The organism is Psychrobacter sp. TPE 89C (assembly GCF_055522395.1).
This window is the reverse complement of sequence record NZ_JBVFXW010000001.1, coordinates 20,506-41,521: the sequence shown is the minus strand read 5'-3', so window position 1 is coordinate 41,521 and position 21,016 is coordinate 20,506. Positions and strand designations below refer to the sequence as shown.

Genomic DNA, 21,016 nt, shown 5'->3' with positions numbered 1-21,016 from the left:
CAAGGTATAAGCTGTATACCCTGCCAAGATTGTACGTTTCATCTAATTTTAGGGTGTACTATCTGTTTAAAAATATCCATTACCGATATTTATAGATATTAGCCCATAAATTGAAAGAACAGCACTGACTTTTATGCAGTGCCATAACATTAAATAGTGACACTAAATACCTTTGTGTTAATAAATTCAGCATTAATAAATTTGGCAAAATGCCTATTTATCAATCGCTAATAACACTACATTGACTCACAACCTGCATAACAATGACATTTTTTGATAGTCCTTTATGCGAGCGTAGCTGAGCAAGTATGGGTGATTTAGCATTAGGATCGAAAAGTATATCGATAGCTGCCTAAGTATTGGTGGTCAAACAGATGACGATAACAATGTAAATACAGCACCACGCCGATAGCCTGGTCCTTTATTCTGTTTGCCAAGTACGCCCCGCTAATAACCAAAGCCGCGATGCCTAACCTTAAAACACCCAAGATATTATTGACGTTATACTAGAAAGAACGATAAATAAAGAATGACCAATTGCTTTACCTAGAGAGATAATTGCTGAATAACTATTTTATATGATAGTACTCATAACAGCGATATTATTGCTAGACTTTGATGGATTGACTGCAACAGCGATATATCTTTTCAATATTTTTAAGCCAGTAACTGACCGTCGACTGCTCTTACAAAGCGTGATGACATCGCTACCAACAGAACTTACTGATAATGAAAATTTAATAGTATGCTAACGCATGAACATTTAAACCAAGCCTATCAATAATAAGATATGAATAAATAGCCTTACACCCTATATGATTTATATTTACGTTAGCACTGCTAACCTGCTTTAGGTAAAAATAAGCTATTAAAAAAGCCCAAGCGCTTTATTAAATACATCATTTACGTTCTACCGTTGACTAACGTCTACCAATGCTAATAACACATTAGCCATACTTGCTATCACGCCCTAAAGCCCGTCTCGTCGTTGTTATGCGTACTCATAGGATACAAATATGAAACGCATTTTGATCAACGCTACTCAAAACGAAGAAATTCGTGTCGCCTTATGTAAAGGCAACCACCTGTACGATTTCGACTTAGAAAACCGTACCCGTGAACAAAAAAAATCCAACATCTATAAAGGTCATGTGACCCGTGTCGAGCCGTCGCTAGAAGCGGTGTTTGTTGAATATGGCTCACAGCGTCAAGGTTTTTTACCGATTCGTGAAATCTCTGCTGAATATCTAAGCGGTAACCCACGTGACGAAAATATCAAAAAACTGATCAAAGAAGGCGATGAATTAATCGTCCAAGTTGAAAAAGAAGAGCGTGGTAACAAAGGCGCTGCCCTATCGACCTATGTGTCATTAGCAGGTCGCTATCTGGTATTGATGCCGAACAACCCTCGCGGCGGTGGTATCTCACGTCAAATCTCAGGCAAACTTCGTGAAGATATGAAGCGTATGCTGAGCAATCTTGATTTGCCAAAAGGTATGAGTGTCATCATTCGTACTGCTGGCATTGGCAAAACTCAAGAAGACTTGCAACATGACTTGAACCATCTACTCAACATCTGGCAAGCCATCCAAGAACAAAACCAAAAATACCCATCACCGCGCTTGGTTCACCAAGAAGCGGGCGTTGTCACACGTGCCGTTCGTGATTATCTACGTGATGACATCGCTGAAATTTGGATCGATAATGAAAACGCTTATATTGAAGCGGCAGGCTTTATCGATGCAGTGATGCCAAAACAAGCAGAAAAGCTACGCAAATATACTGATTATGAGCCGATGTTTTCGCGCTTTAATATCGAAAAACAAATCGAAACCGCCTATCAGCGTGAAGTGCGTTTGCCTTCAGGTGGCTCAATCGTAATTGACCAAACGGAAGCATTGGTCTCTATCGATATCAACTCAGCAAAATCGACCAAAGGTTCAGATGTCGCTGAGACCGCTTACCACACTAACTTAGAAGCAGCCGATGAGATTGCTCGTCAGCTACGTTTGCGTGATATGGGTGGTTTGATTGTCATTGATTTCATTGACATGAATGACAATAAGCATCAAAAAGAAGTGGAAAAACGTCTGATTGATGCCACCAAATATGACCGTGCACGCGTCCAGTTTGGTGATATTTCTAAATTTGGTCTCATGGAAATGAGCCGTCAGCGTCTACGTCCCTCACTAGAAGAATCAACTGGCTATATTTGCCCACGCTGCCATGGTAACGGTATGATTCGTGACTTGCGTTCATTGTCACTATCTATCATGCGTCAAATTGAGCAAATCGCTCTTAAAGAACGTCAAGGTGAAGTACAAGCAGAAGTACCAACTGACATCGCAGCATTCTTATTAAATGAAAAACGTGACAGCTTAGTCTATCTTGAGCAAGACAGTGGCACTCGCATCACGATATTACCGCACGCACATTTGGAATCACCAAACTTCAAACTGCACTTCAACCGTGATGGTTTTGCGCCATCGAGCTATGAGCGTATTACGGATACCGCCCAAGAACATAGCGATTTAGGCTATGAAGTTGACTGGCAAACGGCTGAAAAAGAGCGTCCAGAACAACAGCCTACTCGCCAGCCACGTCAAGCAGTAGATAATAAGACTAATAATAAGCCAAGCAATACCGTTGAGCATAGCAACGATCATCGCAACAATAAAAGTGCCACGAACGTTTCATCTGCGCGTGCACCGCAAGCCAGCAAAAGCCAAAGTGTTGCAGCCCCTGTTGCTCCAGTAGCGGCTCAAGCACCAGCTCCTGCACATGTTGAGACGGCTGCACAGCCACAAGCCGTAGCATGGTTGTCAAATCTATTTGCTCAAGCACCACAAGCATCGACAACCCCTAGCGTAAGCAGTCGTGATGCAGCAGAAGCCATTGAAGCACTAGTAAACACTGGCGCACAAAGCTTAGGCTCATTTGGACAAACTGATAACAATGCTTTGACTACTGCAGCTAACCCTGCGCCAGCAACTCAGCAGCACAGTAATCAGAAGAACGAGGCTCAGCAGTCAAATAGCGACACCAATCGTCAACAGGATCGTCGTACCTCTGACAGCGACACCGATGATAGTAATAATGAAGACAGAAGAAGACGTAAACCGCGTAAATCTAGATCTTCTAAGCCGCGTCAAAGAAAAGATCAAACGGATGAGAGTAGCAATAATGTAAGTAGCGATGCTGATAGCAACACGTCAGAGAATGCCGCAAATAATGTCGCAAATAATACTGACGACAAACAGTCGAGCAATCAGGACAAACGTCAGCATGACAATAGACGTACGAATGATCGCAATCGCAACAATCGTCAAGATAGCAATAATCAAAACAGTAACCGCAATGCAAACGCGCGCAGCGCTACTGATGACAAAGAAAGCGAAGCATCAGAGGAGCAAGTTCGTACTAAACGTAAATCGCACACCCAACGCGGCTCACGTGGCAAGCTAGAGCGCGGTGAAACGCTAACAGCTGAAAATGTTAAACAACACAATCAGCAAGCGACGGCAAGCAATAACGGCGGTAGAAACCAAGCCAATACGCGCCGTAATCAGAACCCTAACGAAGTCGTGCTACAAGTCAACGAAGCACCTGCTGCGCTTAAGCCGTCTGAAGTTGTGCATCTGTCGTTAGATGACAGTAAGTCAACACAGGCAAAACCTCAACCTACTGAAAAGCCAAGCTCAGCAAATGACGTTGCGAAAAATGAAGTAGCCAAAGCGCCTAATGCTCAACCGCAAACTAATAGCAGAAGCGCTGATAAAAAAGGCACTGATAGAAAAGCGTCTGATGTTAAGGTAACGGCTGAAAAAACAACGGACAATAATGCTGTAGAAGTCAGCGAAGCTAAAGTTGATAGCACTGTTAAAGACAATAGCCATGATGACCAAAACAACGTCGTGAAAGCTGCTGCTAACACCGATGTCAAAAAACCTGTCGTAGATGAGCAGTCAGTATCCAAAAGTGCTACAGAAAGCGCATCTGACACTGTGAAGCCAGTAGTTGCCGAAGCAGATAGCACGCCAGTAGTAGATAAGTCTCAGCAAGCGAATACGACTGATGAAGCTACTACTAATAAAGCTGCTATTGATGAAACTACTAAGAGCAGTAGTGAGGGTGACAATGCTAAGAGTGCTGCGAGCGCTCAGACTACTAGCTCTAGCGTAGAGGCTAGTAATAGTAGTAGCAATGATAATGACAGTACCAAGAGCAACTCAGCACTTGAGCTGACACATGAAGCATTATTTGCGACACGCTACGTGACTGCTGAGAAGTTTGGTCAAGCCAGCAACGATCCACGTGTTGTGCTTAGTCAGCAGGCACAAGTGACGCCAAAGCCTCAAGTCAACGAGCAAGCAGCTGTAAGCGTGCCAGCGATTCGCGGTACGGTTGGTGAGTTTATTCGTGCTACGTTGCCAGAAGCGCAGACTCGCTTAACAGCAGATGGCGTGATCAACTGCTTTATCGAGACAGTTGCTTTGCACATGGCGCAAGCACAAAACTCTGATAACAGTACAACTGTAAGTGCTATCGATAGTAACGAGCTTGCAACTCAGAGCTTTAATTTTAGCAACTACGGCTATCAACCATTGGCAGCGGACTATCTAGCACGCTTCGAAACGATGACCCAAGCAGTCAGTCAGTTTGCAGCCACGCAAGGTAAAACAGACGTTGAACCTCGCACCATCGGCAAACGTGCTAGCAATGATCCACGTGGTCAGCACCCTGATTATCAGGAGCCAGCAGTGTTAAGTTTACCGACTGAACAAGCGGCTGATACTCATACCGAGCAAATGGTCTCTGAAAAAGCGGAGAACGAAGTAGATGCTCATAATGTAGAGGCCAATGCGCTAGCCAGTCAGGCTCAAACGGACGACGTCAGTGCTGATAGCGAACAGCTGTTAGAGGCAGATCAAGCCTTATCAGAATCTACCAACCAGCCAGCTGAAGAAAACACGGCTGTTGAAAACGTAGATTCCGAAGAGACTAGCGTCACAAGTGATGAAGCAACTGCTGACACTGCTATCGAACCAGCACCTGAAGCTAAAGTAGAAGAGCCTACTAAAGAAGAAATTCAGGCGGCAAAGTCAAAAACCACGATAGCCAGTTATAAAAACATGATCGAAAATGTGGCTGAGCAACTATTACCTCAGACAGGTATGTTCAACTTAACCACACCTAAAGTCCCAAAGGCTCGTACTCGTAAACCTAAGACGGATCATAAGAAGCCAACGCAAGCAGAACAGTTGGATAGTGATAACTCAGACAGTTAATAGTTAATAGTTGCTCTAAACGCAAAAAGCCCCGCATATAATATGCGGGGCTTTTTATTGACTGTTAGCTAGAATCTATAAATTTTAATGAGCAGTAGACTCTTTACCACCGCGCACTTTATTGATGGCAGTGATGATAAATAAAACAATGGCACCAACCACGAATCCAAGAATGCCATGCAGCAACATAGTGACCAAACCTTCTAGTACCCCTATCTGATGCACAACACCTTCTAAAAAGTGTTCTAAAGGTGCAATACCATGGGCGATAATACCACCACCCACTAAGAACATAGCTATCGTGCCAGCAATCGATAAAAACTTCATTAGCTTTGGCGCAGCAGACAGCATAAACTGACCAAGCCTGCGAGTACCATCGCTAGCATCTGGCTTCTCAATCAAATGTAGACCTGCATCATCGATTTTTACAATGCCAGCAACCAGACCATAAATACCAATGGTCACAACAATAGCAACGATAGAAAGCACAATCCCTTTCTCTAAGATACCTGCTCCTGCTGCAGTTATTGCGCCTAAAGAGATGACTAAGATTTCAGCTGACAAAATAAAGTCAGTACGAATAGCCCCTTTGATTTTCTCTTTTTCAAACGCGACCATATCGACATTATCATCGGCATTTGCCGCACGTCGTGCTTCATGAACTTCGTCATGTGGTAATAGCTTTGGCCAAAACTTATGAATAACTTTTTCAGCCCCTTCATAACTCAAGTATAGACCACCCACCATAAGTAATGGGGTAATTAACCAGGGGATAAAGTAACTGATGAGTAGTGCAGCTGGTACTAAGATAAGTTTATTGACGAACGAGCCTTTGGCCACTGCCCAGATGACAGGCAATTCACGACTTGGTCTAACGCCAGTTACTTGCTCAGCGTTGAGTGCTAAATCATCCCCAACCAAACCGGCTGTTTTTTTAGCAGCTACCTTGGTCATGACAGCTACGTCATCCATCAATAGGCTCATGTCATCAAGTAAGAGTAATAAACTGGCGCCTGCCATGTGTGTTCCTTATTATGAATTTTTTGAAATAAATAGTGATAAGCGTATTATTATATAGAGTCTGATAAAAACAATGTTAAATACTGCTACGGTTAATCTTATATAAGCCAGATATGGTTTTAGAGTCGCTCAACCTACTATTTACGATGCTTTTACTCACCTTCCTTGTATCTGAACTAGGGCGTATCATCAATTAGATTGTGAGGCTTAAAATGAGAAAAATTGTAGATAAACAAGGAAGAAATTGCCGTTAATATGAACATATTGGCAAAATTACTGACGATGTTTAGCAAAATTTAGCCATTTTAAGGCCACTAAATATATTTATGTGCTAATTGATGACACGCCCTAAATTAAACCACTTATATTAATAGCCTAGCGATACAAGCATAGATATTAAATAGTACAAATGTATCTTAGTTTTTGAGTCTGCCTTTATCAGTAGCACTATAATCATAGTCTATATATAGTCAAGTCCATATAAATCCGCCACATCGTCATCCTAGCTAAGCATACTAATGTATAACTTGCACTAGGTTTCCTTGTATCGAAATTATATTGAACCGACTATAGACCAATAGCCTGTGGCTGTTATTTATCATAAATATGTTAATATAGACGGCATTACCACTTACCTTACATGACCGATACTTCCCTAAATCTCCTTAATATTCAAAATCTTAAGGGGTTTTTCATGCACTATCATATATGTAATTTCATCACCTTCTTTCTCAAAAAAATTTATGACTAGGCTCGATGCCGACAGGACACCCATATGCCACTTCCCTTTGTAAAAAACACCTTGGCTCGTAAGCGCTTTCCTCAAAGTAACTTATCTCGTTTTATGATGAGTGCCTTGCTTGTTGTTGTGGCGGCAGGCTGCTCAAATAATGCAGCGGATGCAACCAGCAATACCAGTGTTGTCAACAATACAAAGACCAACGTCAGCACCACTAAAACGTCAACGGGTAACGATGCTACTGTGGTAGATGCGTTGCAAGCAAACTTAAAAGCGTCTGGCATCGAAGAGAAAATTATTTCAGCAGTACCAACTGATATGGACGGGATTTATTGGGTAACAGCAGAAGGGTTACCTCCTTTCTTTGCTGACAAGGTTGGTAAGCACATTATTCAAGGGCAAATCATCGCGGTAGGTCAAGGTGCTCCTGTCGATATTAGTGCGGCCTTGGTTGCTACTACAGCCCAAGAAGCACTAAAAGCAGTTGATAAAAAAGACATGGTTATCTATCCGGCAAAAGGCGAAACGAAGGCTATCATTTATGCCTTTACCGATGCCGACTGTGGTTATTGCCGTAAATTGCATTCAGAGATAGATGATATCAATGCGCGCGGTGTCGAAGTGCGTTATTTAGCATGGCCACGCAGCCAAGAGTCCGTGCCAAAGATGGAAGCCATTTGGTGTAGTGAAGATCGTCACGCCGCAATGAATCAAGCAAAAGCAGGTGCCAATATTCAAGCGCCTAGCTGTGTCAATCCTGTGCAAGAACATATGGCGCTTGGTACCAAACTTGGCGTGCGTGGTACTCCAGCTATCTTTACTGAAGCAGGACAACAAATTGGCGGCTATTTACCTGCAGCACAACTGGCAGAAGCTGCTGGCGCTAACTAAAATTTATCAGATGATTTAATTATTTGTGACACTTATCGTTGGTTCGAGATAATTCAGATATAGGCAAGGCGAGTGAAAGTACGACACATAGTGGATGGAACAAACCTAACCACATGTCTGACTTATCTAGAATAGACTGTATAACGATTGCGACATTGTATAGACGTCACAACTGCTTGTCGGTATGATACGATAAAGCGCTATGAAAAATCTGCAGCATACTTTTATTTGAGCATTTTTTATTCAACTATAATGGCGCCGCGATAATACGACTACTGTCAAAATATGCTGAATACTATTCGCAAATTTGACTCGTAATGGCTTTATACTTGGTTCATTATATTTAACCTCTTGAGGATACTGTGAGCAATTCCATCAAACTAGCGATACTTGGTCTGGGCACCGTCGGAACGGGCGTGATCAATCTAATTAATGATAACTTAGATGAGCTAAAACGCCGTAGCGGACGCAATATTATTATTACCGAAGTCGGTACGCGCCGTCAGCGTGATGATATTGATCCCGATATTATTCAAAACAGCGACTTGATGGCAATTGCTGCGAGCGAAAATGTCGATATTGTGATCGAAGTGATCGGCGGTACGACCTTAGCAAAAGACGTCATCATGCACGCTATTAAAAATGGCAAGCATGTGGTCACTGCAAACAAAGCACTGTTGGCTGAGCATGGTAATGAGATTTTTGCTTTTGCTGAAGCCAATAACGTCCATGTTGCTTATGAAGCAGCCGTGGCAGGCGGTATTCCAATCATCAAAGTGATGCGTGAAGCACTCGCTGCCAATAAAATCGACTGGCTTGCAGGTATCATCAACGGTACTGGCAACTTTATCATGACTGAAATGCGTGACAAAGGTCGCCCGTTTGCAGACGTATTGAACGAAGCGCAAGAGCTGGGTTATGCTGAAGCAGATCCAACTTTTGATGTTGAAGGGATTGATGCAGCGCACAAATTGGCCCTACTCGCCTCTATCGCTTTTGGTATTCCATTACAGTTTGATAAAGTCTACTGTGAAGGCATCACTGGTATTACCTTACAAGATGTGAACTATGCGGAAGAGCTTGGCTACCGTATCAAGCATTTAGGATTTGCCGTACGCCGTGATGGTCAAGGCGACAATAATGCCGCTGGTATTGAGCTACGTGTACATCCAACGCTTATCCCGCAAGATGCGTTACTCGCCAATGTTAATGGCGTAAAAAATGCCGTATTGGTTAACTCTCACCCACTTGGGCAGACGCTCTATTGTGGTGATGGTGCTGGTGCTGGCGCGACGGCTTCTGCTGTCATGGCCGATGTCATGGATTTGGTTCGCGTATTGGGTAGTACAGACAATGACGACCAAAGTAGCAATAATCAAAACAACCATGGTCACCATGTACCGCACTTGGCCTTTATCCCTGAGCAGCTATCAGATACACCGATATTGCGTGCCGAGCAGATGACCACTGGTTACTACTTGCGTGTGCATGCTAGCGACAATCCGGGTGTACTCGCGGATATCACGCGCATTCTAAGTGATGCTGGTATCAATATTGATGCGATTTTGCAAAAGCCTGCGCATAAAGTGGGTCAAGTACCGGTAATTATCTTGACACTGCCTGTAGTCGAGAGTCAGATGAATCTGGCAATTGAAAAAATTGAAAAGCTAGATACTATTACCGATAAAGTAGTACGCATTCGCTTAGATGAGCTAGCGTAAGCAAGTCAAAGACCTGCTAGATTATCAGCGTTTGATCATTAGTAAATGTTTGATTTTAATTAACGTAAGATACTCTCATTTAAAATACGTAAAAAGGAATAATAACAATGTCAAATGATGCAATTGTAATTCTAAACGGCGCACGTACACCAATGGGCGGCTTCCAAGGCGCGTTGCAAGATATGAGCGCAACAGATCTTGGCGCTGCTGCTATCAAAGCTGCTGTTGAGCGCTCAGGTGTGAGTGTTGATAGCATTGATGAAGTTATCATGGGCTGTATCCTGACCGCAGGTTTGGGTCAAGGTCCTGCACGTCAAGCCATGCGTAAAGCTGGTCTGTCTGATGCTACTGGTGCTGTCACTATTAATAAGCTATGTGGCTCAGGTCTAAAAGCAGTGATGCAGGCACATGATGGTATCAAAGCAGGTAGCTTTAATGTTGCCGTTGCTGGTGGTATGGAGTCTATGACCAATGCACCTTACCTCATGCCAGGGTCGCGTGGCGGCTATCGTATGGGTCATAAAGAAGTCAAAGATCATATGTTCCTAGATGGTCTAGAAGACGCTGAAACTGGTAAGCTCATGGGCATGTTCGCTCAAGAAATGGCAATTGAAAAAGGCTATACACGCGAGCAAATGGATGAGTTTGCTATCGAATCGCTGAATCGTGCGCTAACCGCTATCAAAGATGGTCACTTCGCAGACGAGATCGAAGCCGTTACCTTTAAAACTCGTAAAGGTGAGCAAACCGTTGATACTGATGAGCAGCCAGCGCTTGCTAATGCTGACCGTATCCCAACCTTACGTCCTGCCTTTGCAAAAGACGGTACTATCACTGCTGCAAACGCCAGCTCAATCTCTGATGGTGCTGCTGCCGTTGTCGTCATGAAAGAGTCTCAAGCAAAAGCTGAAGGTCTAGATTACCAAGCGCGTATCATCGCGACTGCTTCTAACTCTCGTCATCCAAGCGAATTCACCATTGCCCCAATTGGTGCGATTGAGAAAGTATTGGCTAGCGCTGGTTGGTCAGTTGAGGATGTCGATCTATGGGAAATCAACGAAGCGTTTGCCATGGTAACGATGGCTGCTATGGACGAGCTAAAAATTGAGCACGCTAAGGTCAATGTCGAAGGTGGTGCTTGTGCACTGGGTCATCCAGTAGGCTGTTCTGGTGCTCGTATCTTAGTCACGCTTATCAACTCTCTAAAGCGTACTGGTGGCAAAAAAGGCGTTGCTACCCTATGTATCGGTGGCGGTGAAGCCGTTGCTGTTGCAATAGAACTTGCCTAGTATTCCAAACTAACTAAGATTTGAACCTGTTAATGACTTAGCATTTTCAAACTGGATTGATAGCTTCGAATTTTATTAATTTCATTAGTATTCAAAAACCGCAGCGCTCATCGCTCTGCGGTTTTTTTGTGTCTATCAATTCTCAACACGCATAGAACATTGCTCTCTGTAAAGTCGCGTTAACTTATACCCCTAGCTATGTTATGCCACTTACAGCCTATTACACGCAATTACTTCAAGTGCACACTTTGCTACCTTGCTCATATATCTCATCAAAAATCATGATGTTAGGATTGTTTCAAGTCAACGTAGAAGCATCTCCTAATGACTTAGTACACGTTTTATTATAAAAATAACTTTTCAAAAATATGATATTTCTACAATAACTGTTAACAATTAACTCATAAAAAAGGAATACAACAATGAGCCAACTAATTCGTTTAAAAGATATTCAAGCAACTCACCAAGACCTTATCGGTGACGACTATTATGATCCAACAGGCAAAACTGCCTATGGTGTCAATGAAGAAAAAATCGGTAAAATCGAAGGCGCACTAGTAGAAGACACGACTGGTCGCATCCGTTACTTAATCGTCGATGCAGGCGGTTGGTTCAGCTCAAAAGAAGTGCTAGTACCAGCAGGTTTGGCTCGTATCGTTGGAGATGACGTGTTCTTCGATAGCTTAACGCAAGCACAAGTTGAAGCGATGGAAGTATATGATCACGACTATCAATACAGCTATAAAGACCAGTATCAAAAAGACCGTCAAGCATTTGTCGCTGACACCGTTCCTGTTGCTGAACGTATGGAAATTGAAGACCATGCCTATGACGCACCAAACACACTAGAATTACTAGAAGAACGTTTGACCGTTAATAAAGACCGTATCGTTGCAGGCCTAGTAAAAGTTGGTAAGCATATCGTGACTGAAGAGCGTAACGTAGACGTAGAGCTAGAAGAAGAGCATGCCAATATTCAACGTACCAATGTGGATCGTCCAACAGACCGCCGTATCGGTGAAGTAAATGGCAATGAGACCGTAGAAGTTGAGCTACAGGCTGAACGTGCTCGTGTCGGTAAAGAAACTTATGTCACTGAAGAAGTAAATGTTGGCAAAACGACTGAACGCCATACCGAAACTATCGTTGAGGCTATTCAGCGTGAAGAGTTGGATGTTGACCGCGACGGTAACGTAGTCGACCGTGAAGGTAACATTATAGACCGTGATGGCATCACTGCAGAAGACGTACGCCGTGCTCGTGGTATGTAATATGCCAAGCCATCGTATCTTTGCTAGGCTCTAGCCATAAGTGTATTTAAAGCAAAATACGGTAGTAAGATAGTAATAAGCAACTAAAGATATTTACTTAATTAATTAAGATCAGAGCATGTCTCTGGTCTTTTTTGCTAATGAGTCTGACAAAATTAATGATAACGTTAAATCAACCAAACTTCTTAGTATTGACGCTCCATTAGCTGTATAACTATAAATACTGCCCAATTATAAGGAAATTATGATGACGATTGATAACAATAATAAATTTCACAAAGACAGTACCCATGATGAGCAAGTCATACTATCTAATCAAGAACGTGATATAAAAAAACTCAGCAATGGAGAGAAATCTGGCTACTTAGAGCTGTTAGAAGAACGTCCTGTCATCAACAAAGAACGCCTAGATGTGGGCAAAGTAATCGTCACCAAACATACGCGCACCAAAACCATTGATGTCCCTATCGAGCTAGTGGAAGAATATATTACTATTCGCACTGAATACCATGATGCGGCCAGTCAGGATCTGTTATCTGGTGATTACGATAAGCAGGACATACTGCGTCATGTTGAGCCATCACTTGATAGTAAAGCCGTCGTCACTGTCAACGGTAAGCAAATTGAAATTGGTGATGAACCTATCGAAATAGTCTTATCTCGCCAAGTAGCCACTATTACCAAAGATACGTATGTTATCCAAGAAGTCGATATCAGCAAGACCACACATAAGCATACCGACACTATTCAAGTAGCGCTTAAGCATGAAGAGTTAGATGTGACAGAAGAAGTGTTTTTAGGACATGAGTCTGAATCTGGTACTACAAATAAATAATGTCTGACCAATTTCCCCAAAATTAGAGATAAAAAAAGCAACGATAACGTTGCTTTTTTTGACTGCTATCATTGATTCACTTTATACAAGATGATGTATTTCTGGGATACATTTATTAAAACCTTTAGCGAGCTTTATATGCAGCAATTGAGAAAAACTTATACCAACAGTGCATCGTGACAGTTATGATTATCTTATTTTGCACGACTATGTTTAGTTAACATCACTATCGCTATCCTCATCTACCGAAATAACGCTACCCTCTTCGACTTTATCTACAGATGTATCTGATGTATCGATAACTATATTATTAGGTTCAGCAGGTTCAGCAGACATCGGCACTGTTTCTTCAGTATCGGCACCATACGCCATGTCGACGTCTGTCTCTGACTTTTGCTGACAGGCACTAATAGATAGAGCGCCCGCAAGCAGCGCAGTCAACATTACTGAGCCACGTAACTGTTTTAATAACTCTACACTCATAATACACTCCCAAATAAACATGTTAAACACTATAGCCTCTCGATAAATTCACGCCTATACCGAATTTGTAAGCAATCAATACAGCATAACTGAGAATTTTAACCGGATCGGCTTTACTATCGAAAAATTATAGAATGATACTAGCGACTACGAAAAAGCCCCTATCCGCTGCAGATAAGGGCCTTTCATAATACGCGACTAATGCATCACTACTAATGCTAAAATACCCACTTTTGATATTTATTTATGGACAATTGAAACTATATTTTCCCATGACACTGTTTGTACTTGAGGCCTGAACCACAAGGACAAAGTGCATTACGACTGATGTTTGAGCCAGCATATGGATTTGGTTCACCATCACCTGTTGCTATAGCACCACTCACACCAGCTGCTGCAACACCGCCACCTAGAGCACTACTTTGGGCTTGCGCCTGACCAGCGGCTCTATTTTCGTTACTGTTGTCGTTGCTATCTAGGTTATCAACACCATCATGCTCGAACTGCATTTGCATATGAGCCGCATTTTCACGTTGCTGAATCTCTAGCGCTTCTAGCTCTTCTTTGGTTGGGATATGTACACGTGATAAGTCTTGTACGGTCTCAGATTTGATAGCACCAAGCATCATTTGGAATAACTCAAACGATTCACGCTTATATTCTTGCTCAGGGTTTTTCTGTGCATAGCCACGTAGATGAATACCTTTACGGAGCTGATCCATCTGTGTCAAATGCTCTTTCCAATGCTTATCTAAGCTCTGGAGCATAAAGTGGCGCTCAAGCTGAGCAGCGTCTTGTTCACCCATCTGATCGCGGCGACCATGATAACGCTCTAACGCTGTTTGGACGATTTTTTCACGCAGGCCTTCTTCATCTAAACGGCGATCTTCATCAAGCCAATCATTAATCGGCATTGAAATTTTGAACTCGTCTTCTAGCTCATCTTCGAGACCATCGACATTCCATTGGTCATCGATAGATCCCGGCGGTATAAACTGATTAATCATCGCGTTGTAGACTTCACGATGCATCACTTCAAGAGCGTCGAGCAAATCCATCTCTGCCAGTAAATCATCACGCTGACCATAGATAACTTTACGCTGCTCATTGGCAACATCATCATATTTCAGCAAATTTTTACGAGCATCAAAATCGCGGCTTTCTACTTTACCCTGCGCGTTTTCAATTGATTTGGACACCATTTTGTGTTCGATGGCTTCGTCTTCTTTGAGACCCATCGCACGCATCATATTGACGACGCGATCACCTGCGAAGATACGCATGAGATCATCTTCTAATGACAAGAAGAAGCGCGACATACCTGGATCACCCTGACGACCAGCACGACCACGTAGCTGATTATCAATACGGCGTGATTCATGACGCTCAGAACCAATGATATGCAAACCACCCGCGGCTACCACTTGGTCATGCTTAACTTGCCACTGGGCTTTTAGGCGCTGCATTTCTTCAGGACTGACAGAATCAATATCTTCAATAAATGACTGCCAGTTACCACCAAGGATAATATCGGTACCACGGCCTGCCATGTTGGTCGCGATGGTGACCGATTTTGGGCTACCTGCCTGAGCGATAATTTCGGCTTCACGCTCATGCTGCTTAGCATTCAAAACATTATGCTTGACGTTTTCTTGATCCAATAAATAAGACAACTCTTCACTGGCTTCAATCGTCGCCGTACCAACCAATACTGGTGCGCCTTTGGCTTGAATCTCTTTGATTTCGCGGATGATGCCTTTGTATTTCCCTAACTTGGTTAAGAAAATCTGGTCATCCATATCAATACGAGCAATCGGCTCATGCGTTGGAATGACGATGACATCTAGATCATACGTAGACTTAAATTCTGCCGCTTCGGTATCAGCCGTACCCGTCATACCTGATAGCTTTTCATACAGACGGAAATAGTTCTGGAATGTGGTGGTCGCAAGCGTTTGGTTTTCTGCTTGAATTTCGGCATTTTCTTTGGCTTCTACTGCTTGATGCAAACCTTCTGACCAACGACGACCAGGCATCGTACGACCAGTATTTTCATCAACGATGACCACTTCGCCTTCATCAACGATGTAATGAACGTTTTTGACAAACACATGATGGGCACGAATAGCGGCTTGTACGTGAGCCAATAGCGGCAAACGACTTGGGCTATATAAGCTTTCATTTTCACCAAGCTCACCGACCTCGATTAAGAAGCGCTCGATTTTTTCATAACCTTTTTCGCTAATTTCAATCTGACGGTTCTTTTCATCAATCCAGAAATCTTCTTCTTCGTTATTCTTATTGGCTTCTTCATCTTTTGAACGAATAAGTACCGGAATAATCGTATTAATCAGCGCATACATACGCGATGAATCTTCGGCTTGGCCTGAAATAATCAACGGCGTACGTGCTTCATCAATTAAGATAGAATCGATTTCATCAATAATACAGAAGTTTAGGGCGCGTTGTTTTTTCTCTTCTAACTTAAAGACCATGTTATCGCGTAGGTAATCAAAACCGTATTCGTTATTGGTACCATAAGTAATATCGGCTTGGTAAGCGGCGATTTTTTCTTGTGGTGGCTGCTGCGAATAAATAACGCCAACCGTCATCCCCAAAAATCCGAACAACGGACGGTTCAATTCAGCATCACGCGCAGCCAAGTAATCATTGACCGTGACCAGATGCACACCTTTACCACTGATCGCGTTTAGGTACATAGCCAAGGTACCCATTAAGGTTTTACCCTCACCGGTCTTCATCTCAGCGATTTTGCCTTCGTGCAAGGTGATACCACCGATTAGCTGCACATCGTAGTGGCGCATGCCATTGACACGTAGTGATGCTTCGCGGCAGACGGCAAAAGCTTCTGGCAATAATGCATCTAAGCTCTCACCGTTTTGATGACGTGCTTTAAACTCTGCGGTTTTTTGCTGTAATTGCTCATCAGACAGGGCTTGTATTTCGGCCTCTCGTGCGTTGATTTTGCTGACCACTTTACGCATGCGTTTCAATTCACGCTCGTTTTTAGTGCCAACGACACTGCCTATAATCTTTGATAACATAATTTTTTGACCTATGGAAATATTCGATAATTAGTGCGCATTAGCCAAGGCTTAGCTCGTTGCCTTGTCATCACCCGACTAAGTACTATCTAATGAAGTATCGCCTAATGAAGTATTGCCCAATTAAGTGTGACGCCATTATATATGGTTATGGTGCTGATGGATACAAGGGCAACGAGTAGATATTTGCCAACATAAAAGCTCAGTAGGACGTGTTAAAATGATGCTTGTACACTTAAATCTATTGGATTTATTACGGTGTAATTCGCTCGTTATAACCCATTATAAAGGAAGGTTTTTAGTACGATTCAACCAAAATCATACGAACGCTTCATCTAATACTTTTCTCACTTATTCTTTGATGCAATACCTATATTTAATATTTAAACCTGCTTATCTAATGCCTCTTTACTGAAAATCATCAATAAAAATTCATTTAATGTTTAAGCACCATTTATATTTAAAACTATAAGAGACTCTGCATGACCGTTAAACCATCCGCTCAAAAATCTAATCCATCAATAGATACTACGTCAAAAAAAGTTAGCGCTCAACACAGCTCTGAGCCATTAACTGCTGACCATTTAATGATAGGCGATAGCGTTTATAACTTGGCCGATCATACGCCGATGATGGTGCAATATCTAACCATGAAAGCCAACTATCCACAAGCACTGCTGCTATACCGGATGGGTGATTTTTATGAGCTGTTTTTTGACGATGCCAAGCGTGCAGCACACATATTAGATATCACGCTCACTCGCCGTGGTACGGATAAAGCTGGCAACACGATTGCCATGGCAGGTGTGCCGTTCCATGCTGCCGATAGCTATATGGCACGATTAATTGCTGCTGGGCAGACAGTCGTTGTCTGTGAGCAAATTGACGAATCAACCACTGGCAATGTTAGCAATAATGCCCCTGCGATGGGCGATAAGCAGAAGAAAGACAAAAGTAAATCGGCCGCTGGTAGCATCATGCGCCGTGAAGTGGTCAAAACTCTGACAGCAGGGACGATTACAGATGATGCATTAATTGCGCCAAATCATACGCCTACGGTCGTCGCCATTGATATTTCCATTCCTAGGGCGAATAGCAAACAGCCTCTACAAGCAGCTATTAGCCAAATGGACTTGGCCGCTGGGACTTTGACCACACAAACTCTCAGTGCAGATAACGATGATACCGCAGGTTTGCAAACTCAAATGCTGACAGTACTCGCACGCTTTGCTCCTAGTGAATGCATTATTAGTGAAGTGCTCAGTGACAGTATTGGCAATACTGATGCAGCGTGGATACTGTGGTTACGTCAAAATCTTGACTGCCCTATTATAGAAGTCGCTGTCAATGACTTTCATCCTGAGCATGCCAGCTCGACCCTATGCCAGCAATTTGAAGTACAACGTCTCGATGGATTGGGTATTAGTGATGCACCACTGGCTCAATCTAGCTGTGCAGCGCTTATTCATTATGCACGGCAAACTCAGCAGCGCCACGTGCCACAAGTCAATCAATTAATCGTCGAATATAGCGACGACTATCTGATTATCGATGCCAATAGCCAACAGAACCTTGAGCTGTTTACGCCTGTTAGCAGCAACGGAACTTCATTGATATCCGTATTAAACCACTGCCAGACTCCAATGGGCAGACGACTGCTAGTACAGCAAATGAAGCGCCCACTACGTCGACATACACGTATCAACTTACGCTTGGATGCAATAGATAGTCTCTTAAATACAGAACATTCGCCAAATCGCTCTGAGCAAATATTAGCAAATAACGAAACCAAGAGCACACTGGTCACGAGCATACGCGAAACGCTACACGCCATCGGTGATGTTGAACGAATCAGTAGTCGCATCGGTCTGATGAGCGCTAAGCCCCGCGACTTGCGTAAACTTGCCGAGGGTATCGCCAGTAGCAATCAACTTACTACTTTACTCAATGAATCAGGCATTAGCCATGAGAATGCTGGTCTATTACCGATGCTTATGCAGCAATTGCCAGCCCAGTTACCTGCCATACAATCCGTAGCTGAGCTGATTGAGCGCGCCATTGTCATAGAGCCACCTGCGCATATTCGGGATGGTGGCATGCTCGCTACTGGCTATGATGAAGAGTTTGATCGCCTGACCCATTTACATGACAATATCCAAGTGACTTTGGATGAAATGGTCGAGCGCGTCCGTCAAGATAGCCAACTGCCCAGTCTAAAAGTTGGCTTCAATAAAGTTAGCGGCTTTTATTTCGAGTTGCCCAAAATGCAGGCGAAAAATGCACCAGCGCACTTTATCCGTCGGCAAACACTCAAAAGTAGCGAGCGTTTTATCACAGACGAGCTAAAAGAAGTCGAGACAGAATATCTGAGCGCACAGACGTTAGCATTAACTCGGGAAAAACAGTTGTATCAAGAGCTATTAACCGTCTTGAGCAGTCATTTAGCCGAACTGCAACAGCTTAGCGCCGCCATCGCGCAAATAGATGTGCTATGTAACTGGGCACAGCTCGCTTTGGATTATAATTGGCAGCGTCCAGTGATGAGTAACGACTCAGAACACACTATAAATACTCACAATCAAACTAGCATCAATATTAAACAAGGCCGTCATGTCGTCGTTGAAGCAGCCTTACAGCCAACGAATAGCGTTACTCAAAGTAAGGCGAAACACCCTACCCAGTTCGTTGCCAATGATTGTATTCTTGGTCAAACAGTAGGCAGCAATGAAAACGCTGAGCGACTACTAATGATTACTGGGCCTAATATGGGTGGTAAATCTACTTACATGCGCCAAACTGCGCTGATTGTTCTACTCGCTCATTGCGGTAGCTTTGTCCCAGCAGCGAGTGCTTATATCGGTGATATCGATCGTATTTTTACCCGTATTGGTTCAGCTGATGATTTGGCAGGCGGTAAGTCGACCTTTATGGTGGAGATGATTGAAACCGCTAATATTCTCAATCAGGCGACGGATAAGTCATTGGTATTAATGGATGAGGTGGGACGCGGTACTGCCACCACGGATGGACTTGCCATCGCCCACGCCTGTGTCAATCGGTTGGTAGAAATTGGCTGCCTGACACTATTTGCCACTCATTACTTTGAGCTAACACAATTGGCGCAAAATAATGAGAAAGATCACGCTAGTATACGTAATGTGCACGTTGCGGCCAGTGAGATCGATGGTCAGTTGCTACTATTGCATCAAATCCGCGAAGGTGCAGCAAGCTCTAGCTTTGGGCTACATGTAGCAAAGATGGCGGGTATCCCCACTCAAGTGCTGAATGACGCTAAACGCTACTTATTAGATAACTTAACGGCAGATAATGTAAAGTTAGATAATCTAAAAGCGGAAAATGAACAACCTATTGATGATAAAAATGACTTAGCTAAGTCAGTAAAGGATAAACGTGAACAGCATTACAATAGTATTGACAGCGCTGAAGTCAACAAGGTAGACATACAAACTAAAAGCATGGAAGTTATTTCACAACAAAATCAGTTGTTTAGCTTACAAGATGAACTTCATGCAATTGATCCTGACAGCCTAACACCCAAGCAAGCACATGATTTACTTTATCATTTAAAGAAAATCATTAGTCATTAAAGGGAATTGTCAATTAGTCGTAAAAGCGTTAAAATACGCTTTATTTTAATCTATTCTATTTAGCCCTAAGCCAATAACAGGTAGACATCACTATGACCTTTGTCGTTACAGATAACTGCATCCTTTGCAAATACACCGACTGTGTAGAAGTCTGTCCTGTGGACTGCTTTTATGAAGGTCCAAACTTCCTCGTCATCGATCCTGATGAGTGCATCGACTGCGCGCTATGCGAACCTGAATGTCCTGCCAATGCCATCTTTTCAGAAGATGAAGTACCAAAAAGCCAAGAGATGTTCACCCAACTCAATGAAGAGTTAGCGCAAAAATGGCCGAATATCACTGAGATGAAAGACCAATTGCCAGAAGCGGCAAAGTGGGATGGCGTGGAAGGTAAGATTCAGTATTTAGAGAAGTAGAGTAACTCTTTGAGACAGCTTCATCCGTCTTGCGGCAATAAAAAACCACCTATTAGGTGGTTTTTTATTGTCTCATTTTTTGGAAATAAGTAGCTTCAAAAATTATTACTTTTTTATTGGTGTATAAAATATATTGCGCAGCTTAAACCATAATTTTTTTAGCTAAAGGGTAGCATAAGACCATTAGTACGCACCAAGCTACGAGCCCATATTCTAATATACTTTGAGAAGGCATAACACCAATACCGTTTATAAATAAAGCGCCTAAAAAGAAAATAAGAGCGCTAATCAGTGCCGCACCAATAATATATTTCATGTTTATCCCTAAAATTCCTGTAAAAACATTAAATAAGGCATCTCTCTTATCAAGACTACTACAATTTGTTTAAA

12 protein-coding genes are annotated in these 21,016 nt (G+C 42.8%); 8 read left to right on the top strand and 4 right to left on the bottom strand.

Translation table 11 applies throughout. The annotated features are described in order from the left end of the window. The first annotated feature begins 1,016 nt into the window (after positions 1-1,016). Positions 1,017-5,288, top strand: a complete 4,272-nt coding sequence (locus tag ACZW67_RS00150; protein WP_465181702.1) for an Rne/Rng family ribonuclease — start codon at positions 1,017-1,019, stop codon at positions 5,286-5,288. Between the two features lie 84 nt (positions 5,289-5,372). Here the strand turns inward: ACZW67_RS00150 and ACZW67_RS00145 are convergent, their stop codons facing one another. Then, entirely contained in the window at positions 5,373-6,308 is a 936-nt protein-coding gene (locus ACZW67_RS00145; RefSeq protein ID WP_465181701.1) for a DUF808 domain-containing protein, read from the bottom strand. 775 nt (positions 6,309-7,083) lie between these two features. Here ACZW67_RS00145 and ACZW67_RS00140 point away from each other — a divergent pair. The 5 genes from ACZW67_RS00140 to ACZW67_RS00120 all read left to right on the top strand — a co-directional run bounded on the left by ACZW67_RS00140 (position 7,084) and on the right by ACZW67_RS00120 (position 13,054). Beyond that, positions 7,084-7,938, top strand: coding sequence for a DsbC family protein (locus tag ACZW67_RS00140; RefSeq protein WP_465181700.1), 855 nt, complete (start codon positions 7,084-7,086; stop codon positions 7,936-7,938). 362 nt (positions 7,939-8,300) lie between these two features. Beyond that, on the top strand, positions 8,301-9,659 hold the full coding sequence (locus ACZW67_RS00135) for a homoserine dehydrogenase (protein WP_465181699.1): 1,359 nt from the start codon (positions 8,301-8,303) through the stop codon (positions 9,657-9,659). A gap of 107 nt (positions 9,660-9,766) precedes the next feature. Beyond that, positions 9,767-10,948 carry a thiolase family protein gene (locus tag ACZW67_RS00130; protein WP_465181698.1) on the top strand — a complete coding sequence of 394 codons (1,182 nt, stop codon included), beginning with the start codon at positions 9,767-9,769 and terminating at the stop codon, positions 10,946-10,948. Between the two features lie 422 nt (positions 10,949-11,370). Further along, positions 11,371-12,219 (top strand): DUF2382 domain-containing protein, encoded by an 849-nt coding sequence (locus tag ACZW67_RS00125; protein WP_465181697.1) that lies wholly within the window; start codon positions 11,371-11,373, stop codon positions 12,217-12,219. A 247-nt stretch (positions 12,220-12,466) separates the two neighbouring features. Continuing rightward, on the top strand, positions 12,467-13,054 hold the full coding sequence (locus ACZW67_RS00120) for a YsnF/AvaK domain-containing protein (RefSeq protein ID WP_465181696.1): 588 nt from the start codon (positions 12,467-12,469) through the stop codon (positions 13,052-13,054). Positions 13,055-13,267: 213 nt separating this feature from the next. Here the strand turns inward: ACZW67_RS00120 and ACZW67_RS00115 are convergent, their stop codons facing one another. Both ACZW67_RS00115 and secA read right to left on the bottom strand, forming a co-directional pair. Beyond that, positions 13,268-13,537, bottom strand: coding sequence for a hypothetical protein (locus ACZW67_RS00115; protein WP_465181695.1), 270 nt, complete (start codon positions 13,535-13,537; stop codon positions 13,268-13,270). A gap of 260 nt (positions 13,538-13,797) precedes the next feature. Then, a complete protein-coding gene (secA, locus tag ACZW67_RS00110; protein ID WP_465181694.1) occupies positions 13,798-16,602 on the bottom strand; it encodes a preprotein translocase subunit SecA in 2,805 nt (934 codons plus the stop codon). Positions 16,603-17,084: 482 nt separating this feature from the next. Here secA and mutS point away from each other — a divergent pair, with 482 nt between their 5' ends. Both mutS and fdxA read left to right on the top strand, forming a co-directional pair. Continuing rightward, positions 17,085-20,210 carry a DNA mismatch repair protein MutS gene (mutS, locus tag ACZW67_RS00105; protein ID WP_465181693.1) on the top strand — a complete coding sequence of 1,042 codons (3,126 nt, stop codon included), beginning with the start codon at positions 17,085-17,087 and terminating at the stop codon, positions 20,208-20,210. A 92-nt stretch (positions 20,211-20,302) separates the two neighbouring features. Next, positions 20,303-20,626, top strand: a complete 324-nt coding sequence (fdxA, locus tag ACZW67_RS00100; RefSeq protein ID WP_110921842.1) for a ferredoxin FdxA — start codon at positions 20,303-20,305, stop codon at positions 20,624-20,626. Positions 20,627-20,768: 142 nt separating this feature from the next. Here fdxA and ACZW67_RS00095 read toward each other — a convergent pair whose 3' ends face one another. Next, positions 20,769-20,942, bottom strand: coding sequence for a hypothetical protein (locus ACZW67_RS00095; RefSeq protein ID WP_465181692.1), 174 nt, complete (start codon positions 20,940-20,942; stop codon positions 20,769-20,771). Positions 20,943-21,016: the final 74 nt, after the last annotated feature.

What these genes read in the sequence shown, in the direction of transcription:
- ACZW67_RS00150 (WP_465181702.1), top strand. Translation starts at nt 1,017, where the DNA reads ATGAAACGCATTTTGATCAACGCTACTCAAAACGAAGAAATTCGTGTC.
- ACZW67_RS00130 (WP_465181698.1), top strand. Translation starts at nt 9,767, where the DNA reads ATGTCAAATGATGCAATTGTAATTCTAAACGGCGCACGTACACCAATG.
- ACZW67_RS00125 (WP_465181697.1), top strand. Translation starts at nt 11,371, where the DNA reads ATGAGCCAACTAATTCGTTTAAAAGATATTCAAGCAACTCACCAAGAC.
- ACZW67_RS00115 (WP_465181695.1), bottom strand. Translation starts at nt 13,537, where the DNA reads ATGAGTGTAGAGTTATTAAAACAGTTACGTGGCTCAGTAATGTTGACT.
- secA (WP_465181694.1), bottom strand. Translation starts at nt 16,602, where the DNA reads ATGTTATCAAAGATTATAGGCAGTGTCGTTGGCACTAAAAACGAGCGT.
- ACZW67_RS00145 (WP_465181701.1), bottom strand. Translation starts at nt 6,308, where the DNA reads ATGGCAGGCGCCAGTTTATTACTCTTACTTGATGACATGAGCCTATTG.
- fdxA (WP_110921842.1), top strand. Translation starts at nt 20,303, where the DNA reads ATGACCTTTGTCGTTACAGATAACTGCATCCTTTGCAAATACACCGAC.
- ACZW67_RS00095 (WP_465181692.1), bottom strand. Translation starts at nt 20,942, where the DNA reads ATGAAATATATTATTGGTGCGGCACTGATTAGCGCTCTTATTTTCTTT.
- ACZW67_RS00140 (WP_465181700.1), top strand. Translation starts at nt 7,084, where the DNA reads ATGCCACTTCCCTTTGTAAAAAACACCTTGGCTCGTAAGCGCTTTCCT.
- ACZW67_RS00120 (WP_465181696.1), top strand. Translation starts at nt 12,467, where the DNA reads ATGACGATTGATAACAATAATAAATTTCACAAAGACAGTACCCATGAT.
- mutS (WP_465181693.1), top strand. Translation starts at nt 17,085, where the DNA reads ATGACCGTTAAACCATCCGCTCAAAAATCTAATCCATCAATAGATACT.